Origin of the sequence: Symbiopectobacterium sp. (assembly GCF_051710365.1) — a bacterium.
In the GTDB taxonomy this organism is placed as follows: Bacteria; Pseudomonadota; Gammaproteobacteria; order Enterobacterales; family Enterobacteriaceae; genus Symbiopectobacterium.
In genome coordinates this window covers 1-16019 of record NZ_JBPETA010000005.1, presented here as the reverse complement: position 1 = coordinate 16019, position 16019 = coordinate 1, and the positions used below count along the sequence as shown (strand labels likewise).

Annotated in this window: 20 protein-coding genes and 2 pseudogenes; 20 read left to right on the top strand and 2 right to left on the bottom strand. The window is 53.0% G+C overall.

Translation table 11 applies throughout. The features are described from left to right. Positions 1–2: 2 nt before the first annotated feature. The 19 genes from ACTBDZ_RS00970 (at position 3) to ACTBDZ_RS00880 (ending at position 13334) form a co-directional block, all read left to right on the top strand. Complete coding sequence (locus tag ACTBDZ_RS00970) at positions 3–680, top strand: type III secretion system effector protein (RefSeq protein WP_438813875.1); 678 nt, start codon at positions 3–5, stop codon at positions 678–680. Continuing rightward, a complete protein-coding gene (locus ACTBDZ_RS00965) occupies positions 680–1114 on the top strand; it encodes a secreted effector protein (RefSeq protein ID WP_438813874.1) in 435 nt (144 codons plus the stop codon). The genes ACTBDZ_RS00970 and ACTBDZ_RS00965 overlap by 1 nt, the downstream gene beginning before the upstream one ends. Positions 1115–1228: 114 nt before the next feature. Beyond that, complete coding sequence (sctF, locus tag ACTBDZ_RS00960) at positions 1229–1444, top strand: type III secretion system needle filament subunit SctF (RefSeq protein WP_430360422.1); 216 nt, start codon at positions 1229–1231, stop codon at positions 1442–1444. Beyond that, positions 1441–1692 (top strand): EscG/YscG/SsaH family type III secretion system needle protein co-chaperone, encoded by a 252-nt coding sequence (locus tag ACTBDZ_RS00955; protein ID WP_438813873.1) that lies wholly within the window; start codon positions 1441–1443, stop codon positions 1690–1692. Before sctF ends, ACTBDZ_RS00955 begins: the two co-directional genes overlap by 4 nt. Positions 1693–1732: 40 nt before the next feature. Continuing rightward, positions 1733–2002, top strand: a complete 270-nt coding sequence (gene sctI, locus ACTBDZ_RS00950) for a type III secretion system inner rod subunit SctI (protein WP_438813872.1) — start codon at positions 1733–1735, stop codon at positions 2000–2002. Further along, positions 1999–2751, top strand: a complete 753-nt coding sequence (ssaJ, locus tag ACTBDZ_RS00945; protein ID WP_438813871.1) for an EscJ/YscJ/HrcJ family type III secretion inner membrane ring protein SsaJ — start codon at positions 1999–2001, stop codon at positions 2749–2751. Before sctI ends, ssaJ begins: the two co-directional genes overlap by 4 nt. A gap of 2 nt (positions 2752–2753) precedes the next feature. Next, positions 2754–3320, top strand: a complete 567-nt coding sequence (locus ACTBDZ_RS00940) for a type III secretion system domain-containing protein (protein ID WP_438813870.1) — start codon at positions 2754–2756, stop codon at positions 3318–3320. Beyond that, positions 3296–3994 (top strand): type III secretion system stator protein SctL, encoded by a 699-nt coding sequence (locus ACTBDZ_RS00935; protein WP_438813869.1) that lies wholly within the window; start codon positions 3296–3298, stop codon positions 3992–3994. Before ACTBDZ_RS00940 ends, ACTBDZ_RS00935 begins: the two co-directional genes overlap by 25 nt. Beyond that, a complete protein-coding gene (locus tag ACTBDZ_RS00930; RefSeq protein WP_438813868.1) occupies positions 3978–4994 on the top strand; it encodes a TyeA family type III secretion system gatekeeper subunit in 1017 nt (338 codons plus the stop codon). The genes ACTBDZ_RS00935 and ACTBDZ_RS00930 overlap by 17 nt, the downstream gene beginning before the upstream one ends. A 56-nt stretch (positions 4995–5050) precedes the next feature. Beyond that, positions 5051–5419, top strand: a complete 369-nt coding sequence (locus tag ACTBDZ_RS00925) for a type III secretion system protein SsaM (protein WP_438813867.1) — start codon at positions 5051–5053, stop codon at positions 5417–5419. Beyond that, the gene (locus ACTBDZ_RS00920) at positions 5419–7464 is read left to right on the top strand and encodes an EscV/YscV/HrcV family type III secretion system export apparatus protein (protein WP_438813892.1); all 2046 of its coding nucleotides are present in this window, start codon (positions 5419–5421) and stop codon (positions 7462–7464) included. The genes ACTBDZ_RS00925 and ACTBDZ_RS00920 overlap by 1 nt, the downstream gene beginning before the upstream one ends. Positions 7465–7474: 10 nt before the next feature. Further along, positions 7475–8776 (top strand): FliI/YscN family ATPase, encoded by a 1302-nt coding sequence (locus ACTBDZ_RS00915; RefSeq protein ID WP_438813891.1) that lies wholly within the window; start codon positions 7475–7477, stop codon positions 8774–8776. Further along, entirely contained in the window at positions 8725–9156 is a 432-nt protein-coding gene (locus tag ACTBDZ_RS00910) for a hypothetical protein (protein ID WP_438813866.1), read from the top strand. The genes ACTBDZ_RS00915 and ACTBDZ_RS00910 overlap by 52 nt, the downstream gene beginning before the upstream one ends. A gap of 10 nt (positions 9157–9166) precedes the next feature. Next, positions 9167–9568, top strand: a complete 402-nt coding sequence (locus ACTBDZ_RS00905; protein WP_438813865.1) for a hypothetical protein — start codon at positions 9167–9169, stop codon at positions 9566–9568. After that, positions 9516–10493, top strand: coding sequence for a YscQ/HrcQ family type III secretion apparatus protein (locus tag ACTBDZ_RS00900; RefSeq protein ID WP_438813864.1), 978 nt, complete (start codon positions 9516–9518; stop codon positions 10491–10493). The genes ACTBDZ_RS00905 and ACTBDZ_RS00900 overlap by 53 nt, the downstream gene beginning before the upstream one ends. A gap of 94 nt (positions 10494–10587) precedes the next feature. Next, positions 10588–11235, top strand: a complete 648-nt coding sequence (gene sctR, locus ACTBDZ_RS00895) for a type III secretion system export apparatus subunit SctR (RefSeq protein WP_438813863.1) — start codon at positions 10588–10590, stop codon at positions 11233–11235. Continuing rightward, on the top strand, positions 11232–11498 hold the full coding sequence (locus tag ACTBDZ_RS00890; protein WP_438813862.1) for an EscS/YscS/HrcS family type III secretion system export apparatus protein: 267 nt from the start codon (positions 11232–11234) through the stop codon (positions 11496–11498). The genes sctR and ACTBDZ_RS00890 overlap by 4 nt, the downstream gene beginning before the upstream one ends. Continuing rightward, positions 11495–12268, top strand: coding sequence for an EscT/YscT/HrcT family type III secretion system export apparatus protein (locus tag ACTBDZ_RS00885; protein WP_438813861.1), 774 nt, complete (start codon positions 11495–11497; stop codon positions 12266–12268). Before ACTBDZ_RS00890 ends, ACTBDZ_RS00885 begins: the two co-directional genes overlap by 4 nt. Further along, positions 12261–13334, top strand: coding sequence for an EscU/YscU/HrcU family type III secretion system export apparatus switch protein (locus tag ACTBDZ_RS00880; RefSeq protein WP_438813860.1), 1074 nt, complete (start codon positions 12261–12263; stop codon positions 13332–13334). Before ACTBDZ_RS00885 ends, ACTBDZ_RS00880 begins: the two co-directional genes overlap by 8 nt. Positions 13335–13431: 97 nt before the next feature. Here ACTBDZ_RS00880 and ACTBDZ_RS00875 read toward each other — a convergent pair whose 3' ends face one another. Then, positions 13432–13764: a hypothetical protein gene (locus tag ACTBDZ_RS00875; RefSeq protein ID WP_438813859.1), complete on the bottom strand. Its 333-nt coding sequence runs from the start codon at positions 13762–13764 to the stop codon at positions 13432–13434. An 83-nt stretch (positions 13765–13847) separates the two neighbouring features. Continuing rightward, positions 13848–15396: pseudogene (locus ACTBDZ_RS00870) on the bottom strand (methyl-accepting chemotaxis protein); the annotation flags it as partial. A 68-nt stretch (positions 15397–15464) separates the two neighbouring features. On the opposite strand from ACTBDZ_RS00870, the pseudogene ACTBDZ_RS00865 reads away from it, so the two are divergent. Continuing rightward, a pseudogene (locus ACTBDZ_RS00865) lies at positions 15465–15895 on the top strand (IS1 family transposase); the annotation flags it as partial. Positions 15896–16019 lie beyond the last annotated feature (124 nt).

The following is a 16019-nucleotide window of genomic DNA, read 5'->3' as shown; positions in this document are numbered from 1 at the left end:
TTATGAGCCAAAATATTCTTATGGATCAAAATACGCTGTCTATAGACCTATTCCCCGTCAACGTGACTCCAGACCACCCCTCTTCTGTCTTATCACAAAAGACGAACGCCGCAGTGGCAACCAAGGAAAAGACCGCTAGCGATGCAGAATTGAATGACTTTTTCGCGATGTTTGATCAACTGTGGGGAACACTATTAAACCTTGCCCGGCGTTTGCGTGACGTGATGCGCATGTATAACGAAAAGAAGCAGATATTAGGGTGGGGGCTTGAAATGAATGCGCTTTCCACCAGTTTAAACGCGATTGAGCATAGCTTTAGTGCGGCAAGGGATAACGCATTAGGCACTTGTTTAAGCGGCCTTATGCAGTGCACGGGCGGGCTGGCCGGCGGAATAATGGAGGAAATCAGCGGCGCAGGTGCCCGAGAACTTGCCACGATGGGGTACAACGGTTCGGGCTCGATAGCCAATGGGCTCTGTTCCTTTTCCGCGGCATCGGAAAACCGTGAAGCAGAAATAGAACGAGCATTGGCGGATTTTCAAAGTAAAAACGCACAATCCTACATCCGAAATCTCGACGACATTGTGCAAAAGGCTATCGACGTCATGCAGCAGATGATGGAAATGGGCCGCAAAATGGTTGAGGTATTTAGTCAGACGCTTCATTCCCTTGCGAAGTAATGATGGAACGACTGGAAGCACTTTTTTGCAGGCAGTTGCAAACGGTTGGGTTAGCGCCGCAGCCCCTGTTTTTGTCGGGATGCGGATTGCGCCTCGGGCAGCACATCACGCTGCCTCCCTATCGCCTTGTTTTTCGTGTTCAGAGTAATGCGTTGCTTATCTGTAGTTTAACCCGGTTACCGGACTGCGCCTCACAACCCTCGTCATTACTTCGACTATGGCGGCTGTTGCAAGAGGCGTTACTTTCGGTTTCTGCGTTGAGGCATATCCGCATGTTAGTCATAACCGATGTATTGCCCCGACGTTTAGCGCTCCAGCGCCAAAAGCTGGTGCGGCGGCTGTGTCAACAAGGCGCGGTAACGTGCCTGCTCGACGGTGAGCGTTGGTTAGAAATAGACATAGACCGGATATTTCGTGGAAAAGACCGCAGTTAGGTTAAACACCGGATAGGCGGGCTGACCGGTTAAAACGATAGTGGATGTCAGCAAACATATTGCCCGGTAACACGATGTCCCACGCAATAAGGCCGCAGACTATGGAGATCAACGATGGATGTTCAACAGCTCATTGATACGCTGTCCCGCCTGGCAAACCAGGCCGGGCAAGCCGTCAAAGACAAAATGAATGGCGAAGATTTAACGAATCCAGACGCCATGCTCAAGGCGCAGTTTGCCGTGCAGCAGTATTCCACTTTTATCAACTACGAAAGCGCGATGATCAGTACCATCAAAAATCTGCTGAGCGGGATTATCTCGAAGATATGAGTGTGCTGACGTCTGCTGAACGACAACTGCTGCTTGAAACTGCTTTTGCGGGAGTGAATCACGGCTTGTTGCGTCAGGTGCGAGCGATTGTGCCAGTGGTGCCAAGCCTGGTCAGCGATAGCGACGCTTGCGCGGTGTGTATGGCCGTCCTGCTGTTGGGGCTGGATGCGCCTGAAGAGGCGAAGAGCGCCTTGGAACACGTGAATACGCCGGACGCTAACGTGGTCAAGCAGTGCTTTTCATTATGAGTTTTTCACCGTGATTATGGGGTACACCATGGACACACCCATGACTATTTCTCAGAAGATATCGCCAGATGGCCGTTTTGACAGCGTCGATGCGGTGTCTGCGATGGATGCACCGGACAGCAAGGCGGCGCAGACCTTTAAGAACATGTTGTATGCCGGAACGGCATCCGGTGCGGTAGAAACCTTATCACCGGAGCAGATGTTGCAGCAGCAGGCAAAGATCTTGACGTTGAGCGCCGGTGTCGATCTTGGCGCAAAGATCGCCGGTTCTGCGGCGCAAACGGTCAACAAACTGGCCAATATGACATGAACGCCTTCCGCTGTCTGGGCATGGCAATACTGGCTTTCATGCTGGCGGGTTGTCGTGTTGAGCTCTACAACGGTTTGTCTCAGAGTGATGCCAACCAGATGTTGGCGATTCTGATGAACAACAACATTGATGCGGATAAGCAACCTTCGCCGGACGGCGGGGTAACGCTGCGCGTCGAGCAGTCTCGGTTTATTGATGCCGTTGAAGTGCTACGCATGGACGGCTTTCCGCGCAAACGCTACACCACGGTAGAAACCATGTTTCCGCCTAACCAACTGGTGGTTTCTCCACGGGAAGAGCAGCAGAAGATTCTGTATCTCACCGAACAGCACATTGAAGAGATGCTCAGCCAAATGGATGGCGTTGTGCATGCTTCTGTCGCGATAGCATCCCATTCCCCCAGTGATGATGTTGGCACCCGTTCCGGTGATAGCACCTCGGTAGCGGTGTACCTTAAATTTTCCCCACGAGTGAACCTGGAAGCGTTTCGCGTACAAATCAAAAGTCTGATTGAAAAAGCGATACCCGGTGTCCAGTACGATCAAATCAGCATTTTGATGCAGCCTGCCGGCTATCGCGCTCGGGTGGCTCCGCCGCCGAAATCCGTTGAACAGAGAGCGCTCCTGAAATGGCTATCCCGTTATCGACAACATGTGGTGTTAACGCTGATTTTACTGGCATCGTCCCTGTTGATACTGGCAGTGTGGCGCGTGTTTCAGCGGACGAGTCCAGTAGACCGGATGCGTTGATCTTGTTGCTGCACCGCGCGGTCTGGCAGCCCGCCCGTTATGCGCACCCTGACTGGCTTGTATCGTTAGGGTTTCATCGGTACGAACAGTGGCGTTATGGCGAATCCCCGGTTTTAGACAACGCGCTGAACAGTGCATTACGGGCACAGCGTGGCCCGATTTGTCTGCCGGGGCGGCTTGATGAACGTCAGCGCCGTTTGGCCGCTCTGGCACCGAATATCTCGAAATATGCGCTGGCGCTTGGTCTGCTGACGCTGGCGTGCAGTGATTACTTTCTGCTGCCTGATTATCGTCACGTGCTTCGCCATTGGCTGGATAACGATCTGATCTGGCACCTGTTTGGCATGTGTGACAACAAACACCCCGCCTTTTATTCACCGGAACAGGTGATCGATGCGGCGAATCGCATCGGTATCGCCATGCTTTATCGTGCTGCAACGCGTGACCCCGTGCTTCAGGCGCTTTTGATACAGTTGCCGCCGCTGAAGCAAGCGTTGTATCCCGTGATTCCTCGGGCCACCATGAATTTACTGGAACGTATGCTATGCCGCTGTGCCGACTCCCGTTGATTGAGCTTGATGGGCAACTTCCCGATTTCCCCGTGATTCCTGCTGAAAGGTTAAACACTCAGTTGGCTTATACCCACACCCTGCTTGATGCACATCAAGAGGCCGCTATTATTGTGAAAGCGGCGAGCCGTAAGGCAGAGCAAATGATACGTCAGGCGCGCAAAGCGCAGCGCCAGATACAGAGCGAGGCTTATGCCGAGTTCTCTCGCCGTCAGCAGGAGATTCTCACCCGCTGTGAGGCGCGGTGGTTGGAGCGCCACGTGGTGTCACTGTGTGAGGCTGTATCGGTGGAGCAGTGCGTGGTGCAGGCGGTCACGTCACGTATCCGCCTTGCTATGGGGAACGTATTGAGCGCTTGGTTTTCCCAACAGCCCGTTGATGACCTGCTGTGCGCGCGTTTGTCGCAGCAGGTGGAGCAACTGGCTGCTACGGGAGGGGCCACCTTGCAGATTCATCCCGAGAGAGAGGCCAGAATGCGCGATGCCTTCGGGGAGCGGTTAGCCATCGTCTGTGACTCGCAGTTGGCTATGGATGAAGCCGTTCTGACATCATCACAGATTAGCGTCTCTTTTTCGCTCAGTCGGCATTTTCAGCAGGTGCTGGCGTGGATAGATACCGAGAATGATCTCGGTATCCAGGAACGGGAGGCAAGGCTTGATGATGAAAATACCTGAGGATCACAATCCCGTCAGTCCGGTGCTATCACCGCACCACGAATCGCATCGGGTGCTGCCGGTGCGCAATGTCGAATTCAGCATGCCGCCGATGGACATGGCGTTACTGGAGCTGGAAGAAGCGGCAGGCGAATCGCTGGATTCAACGCTGGAAGAGATGAGTCTGGTACTTTCTGGCCGAATGCGCGATGAAAAGCGGCTGGCATCGTCAGAAAGGCAGTTACGCAGACAGCAAGAGTTAATTGCACTGATACAACGCTTACGTGACCAGGACGGTGGCTTTTCGACGTTTCTCGCCGCTTCGTCTGAGGAGAATAGTGAGGCGCTGGAAGGGCTGCGGCGTATTTTTACGATCGCTCAATACCTGGCATCAACGGCGTTGGATGAAAAACGGAAAAAGGCGCTGAATGCGCAGTTGGCCCAGCTTCTCGAAGAAAATGCGTATGAAACAACACTCTTTGGCCTGATGGAGCTCGGTACTGTCAGCAAGGCGGTACTGGCACCCATTGGCCGCTTATTCCAGCGCGCGATGGATGAACAGGACATATCGTTATCAGAATGGTTTAAACGCATCGTTGGCTGGTCCGATCGTCAGCGTCGGCTCCGCGTTGTGTTACACATGGCGGCGTTTGAACTCTCGCTCTCTGTCGGTGGTGCTCAGCAGGCCAGGTTGGCGACCGTACTGGTCCGCCTGCGTCGCCTGTTGCTATTTTTGGGGCTGGAGCAGGAGTGTAAAGAGCAGGAAAAACGTTATCTCCTGCATGCCGATTCACTTTTGACCTTGTTGATTGATATTACACAGGAAAGCTGGCTGTTTGAGGATTGGCTTATCGCGCGAATCTCTTCGTTGACGCCCAGCGCGACGGTATTCAAGCACATCGTACGCTATCTGGATGTGCAATTCAGAGTGATGCCGGATGCGTGTTTTAACGATGAAGATCAGCGTGAAAGTATTCTTACCGTGCTGCAAAAACTGAAGGGTAATCAGGTGTTGTCTTGATTTCTCCTCTTTGTCTTCTCTGGGATTCTGTTACCGGACATGAGAGGAAAGACATCATGACATTAGATCTGTTCATCGAAAGAAACATCCAGCGCTTTATACAGTTGGCTGAACTGGCGGAGCAACCTTCTTCTGCCGAAATGCAATGGGTCGATCGGGGATTTCAAACCTTCCTCACCTTCCGTCAGGGGCGCATGCATATCAGCCAATGTCTGCTGGACCCTTGGCGGGATAATGTGTTACTGCTTGTTGCATTGCAACATGCCCATCCCACCTGGTTTGCCGGCATTCCACAGCGTGTCTTTACGTTACGTCAAGGCATGGTGATCAGTTGTGCCCCGATGGCAGACAGCGTGGCGGAACAGTGGCTATGGCTGCACCGTCGCCAGCGAACCTTTCTGGAAAAATTATGCAAACCGACGTGATGAGAAAAGATAACGTCCAGCGCTGGTTGCAAATGTGCGCCGGTAGGCAAGATATTATTCTCGCCGTGGTGATGCTCATGGCGATTGTCATGATCACCCTGCCGTTGCCTACGTTTGTGGTGGATATTTTGATCGCCATTAATCTGGCCTTTTCCATCATCCTGCTGTTGTTTGCCATTTACATCAACGATCCGCTGGATCTGTCGGTGTTCCCCTCACTGTTGCTGATCACCACGCTTTATAGGCTGTCACTGACCATTAGCACTTCGCGTCTGGTGCTGTTGCAGCATAATGCCGGCGATATCATCGATGCGTTTGGCCGTTTTATGGTGGGGGGAAACCTGACGGTGGGGCTGGTGATTTTCGCCATCATCACCATCGTGCAGTTTATCGTTATCACTAAGGGGACGGAGCGTGTTGCCGAAGTGAGTGCCCGGTTTTCTCTTGATGGCATGCCGGGCAAGCAGATGAGTATCGATGGCGATCTGCGTGCCGGGGTTATCGATGCCGATCAGGCGCGGCAATTGCGTCTGCATGTGCAGCACGAAAGCCGTTTTCTTGGCGCGATGGACGGTGCCATGAAGTTTGTGAAAGGGGATGCTATCGCCGGTATTATTGTTGTGCTGGTGAATATTCTGGGCGGCATTACCATTGCGGTGGTGCAATACGGCATGTCGCTTGGGGATGCGGTGCAAACCTACAGCGTGCTCTCAATCGGCGACGGCCTGTGCGGCCAGATCCCCTCTCTGCTGATTTCGCTCAGTGCCGGTATTATCGTCACCCGCGTGCCGGGTGAGAAACGGCAAAATCTGGGGCGTGAGCTGAGCACGCAATTGGGGAAACAACCTCAGGCGCTGATCCTCGCGGCGGTGGTGATGTTGCTGTTTGCTGTCATTCCCGGTTTCCCGTTTATCTACTTCTTTATCATGGCGGTGCTGACCGCATTGCCTTGCGCACTACTGTGGTATCGCGCACGGCATCCGCAGTCTGTATCCGCGCCGCAGGGCAGCGTTGATGACGATCAGATGGTGCCGGGCGCGCAGCCTCTGACTTTGCGCCTTGCACCGCGCCTGCATTCAGAGTCTCTTTCGCTGGAGATCGATGCTCTGCGCAAAACCCTGTTCGACACCCTGGGTGTACCTCTGCCGGATGTCTCCATCATCGTTGATGCTTCAATGACAGAGAACAGCATGGCGGTGCTTGTCTATCAGGAGTCGGTGTTCTCTTTGACACTCCCCGTGGCGGCCTCATGCATGGTTTTCACCACGGTGGAGGCGGCAGATGCCACGCCAGAAACGCAGGTGTTGCCACAGGGAATGGGGCGAATTGCGTGGCTGTCTGCCGCTGAGGGGCAACGTGCACAACAGACGGGGCAAACGGTGTTTACCGGTGATCAGTGCCTTATTGCGTTGTTGCATAAGGTGTTGGTGAACCACATGGCAGAGTTTATCGGGGTGCAAGAAGCGCGCTACCTGATGGATGCTATGGAGAAACGCTATGCCGAGTTGGTGAAAGAACTTCAGCGACAGATGCCCATCAACAAAATTGCCGAGGTGCTCCAGCGATTGGTTTCAGAACGGGTCTCTATCCGCGATTTGCGTCTGGTTTTTGGCACGCTGATTGAGTGGGCACCGCGGGAAAAAGATGTCCAGATGCTGACGGAATATGTTCGCATCGCTTTGCGACGCCATATTTTGCATCGTCTGATGCCAGAAGGGACGCCGCTACGCGTGCTGCGCATCGGGGAGGAGATGGAGAATGTGATTCGCGAATCCATTCGGCAGACTGCAATGGGCACCTATACCGCATTAAGCAGCGAACAACGTGCGCAGATATTGCAGTTGATTGCTGAGGCACAAGCGGTTCACGGCGAGTTTGTGATTGTCAGCTCGGTGGATACACGTCGTTTCTTGCGTAAGGTCATAGAGCAACAACACGCCGACATTGCGGTGTTGTCGTGGCAGGAAGTGGGGGAGCACTGCCTTATCCAGGTGGTGCACAGTATTGACCTGAACCCCGAGTACGCATTCGATGATGAAGATTGAGTTTTCCTCTCTGGTGGAGGCCGTGAGCCGACGGCTGACATTGTCCGGTGAGCCGCCTGATGGTATCGACATGACGGGACGGGTGCTGCATATCAGCGCCTCTTTGTTGAAAGTGCGGTTGCCCGGCGTGTTTATGGGCGAACTTTGCCAGATTTTACCCGGCGGTACCTTGGCTGAGGTAGTTGCGGTGGACGGTGAAGATGCGCTGTTATCTCCCTTTGCCAGCACTGTAGGTCTGTTTTGCGGGCAGAAGGTGCGGCCGCTAAAACGACGCCAGCAGGTTCCGGTCGGCGACGCGTTGCTGGGCCGCGTGGTTGATGGCCTTGGGCAGATGCTGGATGGTAATGAAGCGTGGCAGGGGCCGTGGCGCGATTTTGACGCACCACCTCCGGCAGCACTGGTCCGTGGGATGATCGATCGCCCGGTGTTAACCGGAGTGCGGGCGATAGACAGTTTACTCACCTGCGGTGAAGGGCAGCGTATCGGGATTTTCGCGGCAGCGGGCGTGGGGAAAAGCACGTTGCTTTCCATGCTGTGCCACGGCGCGGACTGCGAGGTGATTGTTCTGGCCCTCATCGGGGAGCGTGGCCGCGAAGTGCGGGAATTTTTAGAGCATTCGCTTAATGCTCAGACGCGACATCGCTGCGTCGTTGTTGTCGCCACGTCAGACAGGCCGCCGCTCGAGCGCATGCGCGCGCTGTATGTGGCGACCACCATCGCGGAGTCGTTTCGCGATCGGGGCCAGCGCGTACTGTTAATGGCGGATTCACTGACGCGCTACGCTCGCGCCGCGCGGGAAATCGCCATCGAGGCGGGTGAGCGTGCGGTTGCGGGCAGCTATCCCCCCAGCGTGTTTGCCGCGCTGCCGCGCTTGCTGGAGCGGACCGGTAAAGGACGCTGTGGCAGCATTACTGCGTTCTACACCGTGCTGGTGGAGGGGGACGATATGAATGAGCCGCTGGCGGATGAGGTGCGCTCGCTGCTCGATGGCCACATCGTGCTGTCGCGACAGTTGGCCGAGGCGGCGCATTTCCCGGCGATTGATGTGCTCGCCAGCGTAAGCCGCATCATGCCTAACGTCACCAGTCAGATGCACCTGACGCTTGCCAATGAGGTCCGCCGTTTGCTCAGTGTTTATCGCGATGTAGAGCTGCTGGTGCGAGTGGGGGAGTATCAACAAGGTGAGGATCCGCTCGCCGATCTGGCGGTAGAAAAGTACGCGGCGATCAATGCATTTTTACAACAGCAGGAGAATGAACCATGTCATCGCGACCTGTTATTGCAACGGCTAAGTGCGCTGGTAACACCGTGATGCTGCGGGCGTTATTGGTCATCAAGCAACGTCGGGAAATCGCCTTGCGCCGACAGTTGGTACAGCAACGCTCTCAGCTCCAGCAACTGGAACAGGACATGTGCACCTGTTCGACCCATCGCACATTGCTGGCCGAAAAACGAAACGCCTGGCTGGCTTGGTCCGGCACGCGAATCAGCGATGAACTGCTGGCGCATAAGCAGACACTGATGACATTGCGCGATGAGGATCAGCAATTGATAGCTAACCAGATGGCGCTGTCTGATGAGCAGCGCGCCGTATTAGCGCAGCAAGATGCGATAAGGCAAGCGCTGAATGTTGTCATGAAAAAAAAGGAAAAACTGCACAGTGTGCTCAACGATGCAGGCTGTAGACGATGAGCCGCTATTCATGAGCACGACACGCGTTGAGGGGAGTCTGTGGCACACGCTGCCGGATCCGGAAGCGACCGACGCTGAAATCGCGATGGACGCTCAGAAATTTATGCAACTGATAGCCCAAAAGGCAACGCATTGCACCTCTTCTCCGCTTTCACCTTATGCGCATCGCCGACAGCGTTATCGCATGGTGAGTCGCAATGGGGAAGTGATCCTGTGTGAGGTTAGCGAGCGGGACGGTGAACTTCACCTTTGTATTCAGGTGTCTCAGCGCGAGCTGTTCGATACCTTGAGCCTTATTTCATCCTGGCTCTGCGCGCGTTTGCGCGAGGCAGGACATGCCGTTGTTCTGGAGGTTGAATATGTTAAGGACGACCCAGGATGCGTGGAACCTGGCGCAGCATCTTCCTCCTGAGGGCGTAACCGCAGGCGAATTGCATATCGGTTTACAAACGTGGACACGCGCTCAATCCGGGGTAGTTATAACGCTTTCCTTCGATGAAGGCACATCGGTGAGCCACGTTTGGCTGGAGGATACCGGGTGGCGGGCACTGTGCGAGCAGATGCTTGGCACGTCTGAGGTGGCAACGGTAAATGCGTTATTGCTTGAGGAGATCGCAGAGTGGGCGCTATCGCCATTGCTGGCACATTGCCAGGCCAGCATGGTGCGGGAGAATGCGGCACCGTGCCCTTGTAGCGCGCTGTCCGAGCAATGGGGCGTCGTTTTTACCTGGCAGGTGGAACAGGTTGCTTTTCAGGCCGTGCTGTTTGGCAATACTGACGCTGGGTTTAAGCATTTGCATGCGTTGATCGTGCCTGATGATGTCCCCACTGGTCCATTACCACCGTTGAGGTGTGCGCTGTATGCCGGAGAGTGTGAGCTCCCGCTGTCTGTTTTACGGCGGCTGACGCGGGGGGAAGGGATCGCAATACACCCGTATGGTGATTTACGTGCGAGGCATTTCGTCTTGTCGCCGTTGCTGAAGCAGGCGGCGTATGTCCAGATAAACGGAGATAACACGATGCACTGTAGAGCGTTTGGCGCTGAGCTTGAAAATAGCGCTAGTGAAATACCGGATGAACCCGCTGGCGCCGAGTCAATGTCGGTGGATCTTGCGGCACTGCCGCAAAAATTGTTGGTTGAGGTCGGTCAGGTCACGCTGACACTGGGATCGCTGCGAACGTTACAGGTGGGCGACACAGTGGCGGTGAACGCCGAGTTCTCTCCAGAAGTAACACTGAAGTTGAATGGCTGTGCCATTGGCAAAGGTGCGCTGATTGGCTGTGGCGACCGTTTTTTGGTGCAAATCCGGCAATGGTATCTCACTGCACAAGATTGAGCGGCGGCAGGGGTAAGATGGGGTGAATGCCCGGTAGGTGCGTCTGGTTTAGCCGAGGTATAAGAGGGCGTCAACCCTATAGCGTGGAACTCACATGTCACTACCTGACTCTCCCTGGCAGTTAATTGCGCTGCTGTTTGTGCTTGCGCTGCTGCCGCTGATTATCGTAATGGGAACCTCGTTTCTCAAACTGGCTGTGGTCTTTTCCATCTTACGCAATGCCCTGGGGATCCAGCAGGTGCCGCCAAATATGGCGCTGTATGGCCTTGCGTTGGTGCTGTCGCTGTTTATCATGGCCCCGACGCTGCTGGCGGTAAAGGCTCAGTGGCATCCGGTTGCCGTTGAGGGCGAACCAGCTTGGATGAGCGGTTGGGACAGTCAGGCGCTGACGCCCTATCGTCACTTTCTGATAAAAAACACTGAAGATAAGCAGGTGCATTATTTTCAGAACCTGGTTGCGAAAACCTGGCCGGAAGAGGCGCGTCGCACGGTGAAGGACGACTCCTTACTCATTTTGCTGCCAGCGTTCACGGTCAGCCAATTGACCCAGGCGTTTCGTATCGGATTATTGATATATCTGCCGTTTCTTGCCATTGACCTGCTGGTGTCCAATATCCTGCTGGCGATGGGGATGATGATGGTCTCCCCCATGACCATCGCCTTACCGTTCAAACTGTTGATTTTTCTCTTGGCAGGCGGTTGGGACCTGATCCTTTCTCAGTTAGTACAGAGTTTCGTATGAATGAAGCCACTCTGACGCACCTGATGACCCAACTGTTGTGGATCGTCTTGCTGACCTCATTGCCGATCATTGTTGTCGCGTGTGTGGTCGGCGTACTGGTTAGCTTGTTACAAGCGCTGACGCAGATACAGGATCAGACCCTGCAATTCATGATCAAACTGCTGGCCGTGGCGCTGATGCTGATGACGACCTATCACTGGCTTGGCGGCATCCTGCTGGGATATACACGCCAGGTGCTATTGCAAATAAGTGCGCATGCATGAATCTGGTGCTTAACGAAGAGATCGCGCATCTGGCTTTTCTTATGATGCGCCCGTTGGGGATGACCCTGCTGTTTCCGCTGTTGCAGGCAGGGAATCTGGGGTCGCCGTTAGTGAGGAACGCGGTGTTAATGGCGATTGCATTGCCGATGTTGGCAGTGGTGCCTGTTCCTCAGGATATTGGCGAGGGGTGGACATGGTTGAGCTATATTCCCGGTGAGTTGCTTATCGGGCTGGTATTGGGATTCTGCGGCGCAATTCCTTTTTGGGCCGTGGATATGGCGGGATTTATTATCGATTCACTGCGTGGTGCAACCATGAGCGCGGTATTCAACCCTGCGATGTCTGTCCAGTCGTCACTTTTTGGTTTGTTGTTCAGCCAGTTTCTCTGTGCGCTGTTTTTTATTAGCGGCGGTATCAATTTGCACCTGAGCGTGCTGTATGACTCTTACCATTACCTACCGCCTGGCAATACGCTGGCGTTTAATCAGCCGTTGTTGGATTTTATCAAGGTGGAGTGGCAGGCGCTCTATCACCTGTGTTTAAGCTTCTCCTTGCCGGCCGTGTTAGTGATGGTGTTGGCAGATATGGCGCTGGGGTTATTGAATCGCTCGGCGCAGCAGTTGAACGTGTTCTTTCTGGCTATGCCCATCAAAAGCCTGTTGGTCCTATTGCTGCTGATCGTATCGCTGCCCTATGCGTTGCACCACTATCTGATGGAGAGTGAACGCCTCTACCAGCATGTTGGCGAGTGGTTGGCTCAACATGAGTGAGAAAACGGAGCAACCCACCCTCAAAAGGCGGCAGGATGGTGAAAAAGAGGGGCAGGTGATCAAAAGCGTTGAGCTGACCTCCGGCGCACAACTGCTCGCTCTATTTCTTTTTTTTCATTTTTTTTCCGATGCGCTGGTACAAAACATCACCTTGCTCATCCAGGAATCTCTGCGCGTTATTAATGCCCCTTTCTCCTATGCACTGGGCACGATTGCGCGCGCGCTGGTGAAGGAGTGCGGGCTGGTGCTGCTTTATCTGGGAGCGATGGTAAGCGTCGCCACCGTTTTCAGCGTGCTGATTCAAATTGGTTTTGTGGTTGCCAGTAAGGCCGTGGGTTTCAAGGGGAGCAAACTTAACCCGGTGAACAATCTTAAACAGATTGTTTCCTGGCGCAGTGTGGTTGAACTGCTCAAATCCTGTTTGAAAGTGGTGCTGCTGTGCGTGATTTTTCTCTTGTTGTTCTATGCCTACGCGTCGACGTTTCGCGCGTTGCCTTACTGCGATCCTCACTGTGCGTTACCCACTTTTTCCTCCATCATGCGTTTTATGTGGTTTGGCATGCTGGGTTTTTATCTGGTACTGGCAGTGGCGGATTATAGCTATCAGCGTTTTCATACGTTGAAGCAGCAGCGCATGAGTAAGGAGGATATCAAACAGGAAAACAAGAACAGGGAAGGCGATCCTCATATTAAACAGCGTCGTCGTGCGCTACAGCGCGAAGTGCAAAGCGGCAGTCTGGCACAAAACGTCAGGCAATCGGCGGTGATTGTGCGCAATCCGACGCATTTGGTGGTTTGCCTGGGATACGATCCCGAGACGATGCCAGTGCCGCGCGTGTTGGAGAAAGGCAGGGATGCCATGGCGCAACACATTGTCGAGTTGGCGCAACGTGAGGGCATTCCGATGGTAGAAAACATCCCTCTGGCACGAACGCTGTTTTATGATGTGAAATGCGGCGAACGTATCCCTGATGCACTTTTCGAGCCGGTTGCCGCGCTGCTGCGCATTGTCTTGCAGATCGATTACGCGTCTCGCGAGGAGGTCGGTGGCGAGGGGCTCAACTGACAGGAAAAAAAAGACCGGACCAAGGTACGGTGCCGGTCAAAGCGCAAAGAGAACCATAATGGAGTTGTGCTCTTTGCAAAATCGATAAATATCGCGCTTACTGACTGTCAACGTGCGTGTTAAATCCTTGTTGCAGACCACAATTGGTTAAGAGATTTTCATACAGCCTTATCCCGATAAGCAGGCTGGTGTATTTGTTGTATAACGCGTCATGGTGTGCCTTGATATAGACAGAAAACGACTCTTCAGTCAGCAATCTGTTGATTTTCAAGTAGCTGATTTTCAAGTGATTGCAGTTGTTGATGTACACATCCAACGAGTGATACTTTTTCTGCATCATCTGCTGAAGCAGCGCCGTAATCTGCTCAAGCTCAGATAAGAACGTATCGTAATCGGTCAATATTTTCTGACGCTCTCCATGACTACCCATATCTTTTCCTTATATTTATCGTTGTATCGGGTTTTACCATAGCGCCCTGAAAGCCTGATGCTCAGGGTGCTGTACACTGTGTATCAGAAGCTCGTCCAATCGGCCGCGTTTTTCTCTGTTGATCGAGATGGCGTTGGTAACATAGTGACGGGCGTTGAAGTCTGCGCGACTCTCAGCGATGGCGGTGCAATGTCATAACCTGCAACGCTGAAGACGGACACTTCTCTGACAAGCTGGTCGGCTTGCTCCTTGAGACTTTGTGCTGCGGCCGCAGATTCCTCTACCAGCGCAGCATTCTGCTGGGTGGTCTGGTCCATTTGGCTGACAGCGATCCCTACCTGTTCAACCCCGGTCGATTGCTCTGCGCTGGCGGAGCTTATCTCAGCCACGGTGTCGGTTAACTGGCTAATGGACGCGACAACCTGTTGCATCGTTTCCCCTGCTTTATCAACCAGCGAAGAACCTTGATCGACACGCTCCACGCTGGCGGTAATAAGGCTTTTGATCTCCTTCGCTGCGTCAGCACTTCGCTGTGCCAGACTACGCACTTCTCCCGCCACCATGGCGAATCCGCGTCCTTGTTCCCCTGCGCGGGCGGCCTCAACGGCGGCGTTGAGCGCTAATATATTGGTCTGGAAAGCAATGCTATCGATAACGTTGATGATATTGGCAATACTGTGAGAGCTCTCATTAATGGACTTCATGGTCTCCACCACATCATCCACGACATTGCCGCCTTGCTGCGCCACCGAGCTCGCATTTTGCGCCAACAAATTTGCCTGACGAGCGTTATCTGCATTATTTTTTCACTGTTATCCCCAACTGTGTCATGGTGGATGAGGTCTCTTCCAGCGCACTTGCCTGCTCTTCTGTGCGCGATGACAGATCGGCGTTGCCTTGGGCTATCTGCATGCTGGCGGTGGCCACGCTTTCGGCGTTGTTTCTGACGCTGACAACCATCCGCGTCAGTGCTGACTGCATCTCCTTCATCGCTTCCAGAAGTTGGCCGATTTCATCGCGGCTGCCCGCCGTTATCGCACCACTGAGATCGCCGACACTGATACGTTTCGCAGAAGAGAGCGCCATGGCTAACGGGGTAGTGACGCTGCGCGTTAAGCGCCAGGAAATCAGGCACCCTAACAGCGTTGAGATGACCGACAGCAGTAGCATCCAGTACAAGGCTTTGTTCGTGTAATCCTTGATTGTTTGCTTTGCGTTATCCATATAGGCTTCTTGCAATTCGGTAAATTCAGCGAGTTTGTTAAAATAAACCCTCTGGACGTTGGCTATTTCACCAAATACCAACGCTGTTGCCTGGTCATCCTTATCTTCCATGGCATAGTTAACGGCTTTATTAATATAAGTGCTGTACTCTTTTCTAATCTCAATGAATTGGTTGAATAAATCTCTGCCTTCATTGGTACTGACTATCATATCAAGTTTTTTATATATTTCACTCGCAGTGTTGGTTGTTTTTTCGATAATATTTTTGAGGTTTTGCTTTTCTTGCTTCTGATCTTCAGGGAGTAGAATGATATCACGCAGGATACGTATGTTGGTATTAAGGATATCCTGGATGTCACGTAACATATCCACTTTCACCATCTGATTTTCAGTGATTTCTCCGAGTTCAATCTCGGGTCAAGTATTCAATGTGTTGATTACAGTGTAAAATATCCGGTTTTGGATGTGGAGATACAGTGGCTAAAGTTGATGTAAGATGCCCGTTTTGTGAACAGACAGCCTCTGTAAAAAAACACGGTTATGGCAAAAGTGGCCATCAGCGTTACCGTTGTCAGTCATGTAAACGCACCTTCCAGCTCGATTATTCCTATCGTGCCTGCCAACCGGGAATGACAGACCAAATCATTGACTTGGCAATGAATAATGCGGGTATTTGTGACACTGCTCGGGCGTTACATATTAGTATCAATGCCGTCGTGCGTACTTTAAAAAACTCTCTCCGCGGAATGTAACAACGCTGCCACTGGATAACCTGCAAATTCAACTGATTTGCGAAGTGGATGAGATGTGGTCATTTGTTGGCAATAAAAAACGACAGCGCTGGCTGTGGTATGCATGGGAGCCGCGTTTGAAGCGGATTATCGCTCATGCATTTGGCTCTCGAAGCGGCTTTGTTGAATAAATAGAAAGTTTGGGTAATCATCGGAACAGATCACCATAGTTGTTTCAAAATCAGGTCTCCATGGCAAAACAAAATTTTAAAATCACTAACTGGCCCTCCTATAACAAGG

Coding starts and splice junctions, on each gene's coding strand:
- ACTBDZ_RS00930 (WP_438813868.1), top strand. CDS start 3,978: ATGATGAAAATACCTGAGGATCACAATCCCGTCAGTCCGGTGCTATCA.
- sctR (WP_438813863.1), top strand. CDS start 10,588: ATGTCACTACCTGACTCTCCCTGGCAGTTAATTGCGCTGCTGTTTGTG.
- ACTBDZ_RS00955 (WP_438813873.1), top strand. CDS start 1,441: ATGAGTGTGCTGACGTCTGCTGAACGACAACTGCTGCTTGAAACTGCT.
- ssaJ (WP_438813871.1), top strand. CDS start 1,999: ATGAACGCCTTCCGCTGTCTGGGCATGGCAATACTGGCTTTCATGCTG.
- ACTBDZ_RS00880 (WP_438813860.1), top strand. CDS start 12,261: ATGAGTGAGAAAACGGAGCAACCCACCCTCAAAAGGCGGCAGGATGGT.
- ACTBDZ_RS00905 (WP_438813865.1), top strand. CDS start 9,167: ATGAGCACGACACGCGTTGAGGGGAGTCTGTGGCACACGCTGCCGGAT.
- ACTBDZ_RS00970 (WP_438813875.1), top strand. CDS start 3: ATGAGCCAAAATATTCTTATGGATCAAAATACGCTGTCTATAGACCTA.
- ACTBDZ_RS00920 (WP_438813892.1), top strand. CDS start 5,419: ATGAGAAAAGATAACGTCCAGCGCTGGTTGCAAATGTGCGCCGGTAGG.
- sctI (WP_438813872.1), top strand. CDS start 1,733: ATGACTATTTCTCAGAAGATATCGCCAGATGGCCGTTTTGACAGCGTC.
- ACTBDZ_RS00925 (WP_438813867.1), top strand. CDS start 5,051: ATGACATTAGATCTGTTCATCGAAAGAAACATCCAGCGCTTTATACAG.
- sctF (WP_430360422.1), top strand. CDS start 1,229: ATGGATGTTCAACAGCTCATTGATACGCTGTCCCGCCTGGCAAACCAG.
- ACTBDZ_RS00900 (WP_438813864.1), top strand. CDS start 9,516: ATGTTAAGGACGACCCAGGATGCGTGGAACCTGGCGCAGCATCTTCCT.
- ACTBDZ_RS00965 (WP_438813874.1), top strand. CDS start 680: ATGATGGAACGACTGGAAGCACTTTTTTGCAGGCAGTTGCAAACGGTT.
- ACTBDZ_RS00875 (WP_438813859.1), bottom strand. CDS start 13,764: ATGGGTAGTCATGGAGAGCGTCAGAAAATATTGACCGATTACGATACG.
- ACTBDZ_RS00935 (WP_438813869.1), top strand. CDS start 3,296: ATGCCGCTGTGCCGACTCCCGTTGATTGAGCTTGATGGGCAACTTCCC.
- ACTBDZ_RS00885 (WP_438813861.1), top strand. CDS start 11,495: ATGAATCTGGTGCTTAACGAAGAGATCGCGCATCTGGCTTTTCTTATG.
- ACTBDZ_RS00890 (WP_438813862.1), top strand. CDS start 11,232: ATGAATGAAGCCACTCTGACGCACCTGATGACCCAACTGTTGTGGATC.
- ACTBDZ_RS00910 (WP_438813866.1), top strand. CDS start 8,725: ATGTCATCGCGACCTGTTATTGCAACGGCTAAGTGCGCTGGTAACACC.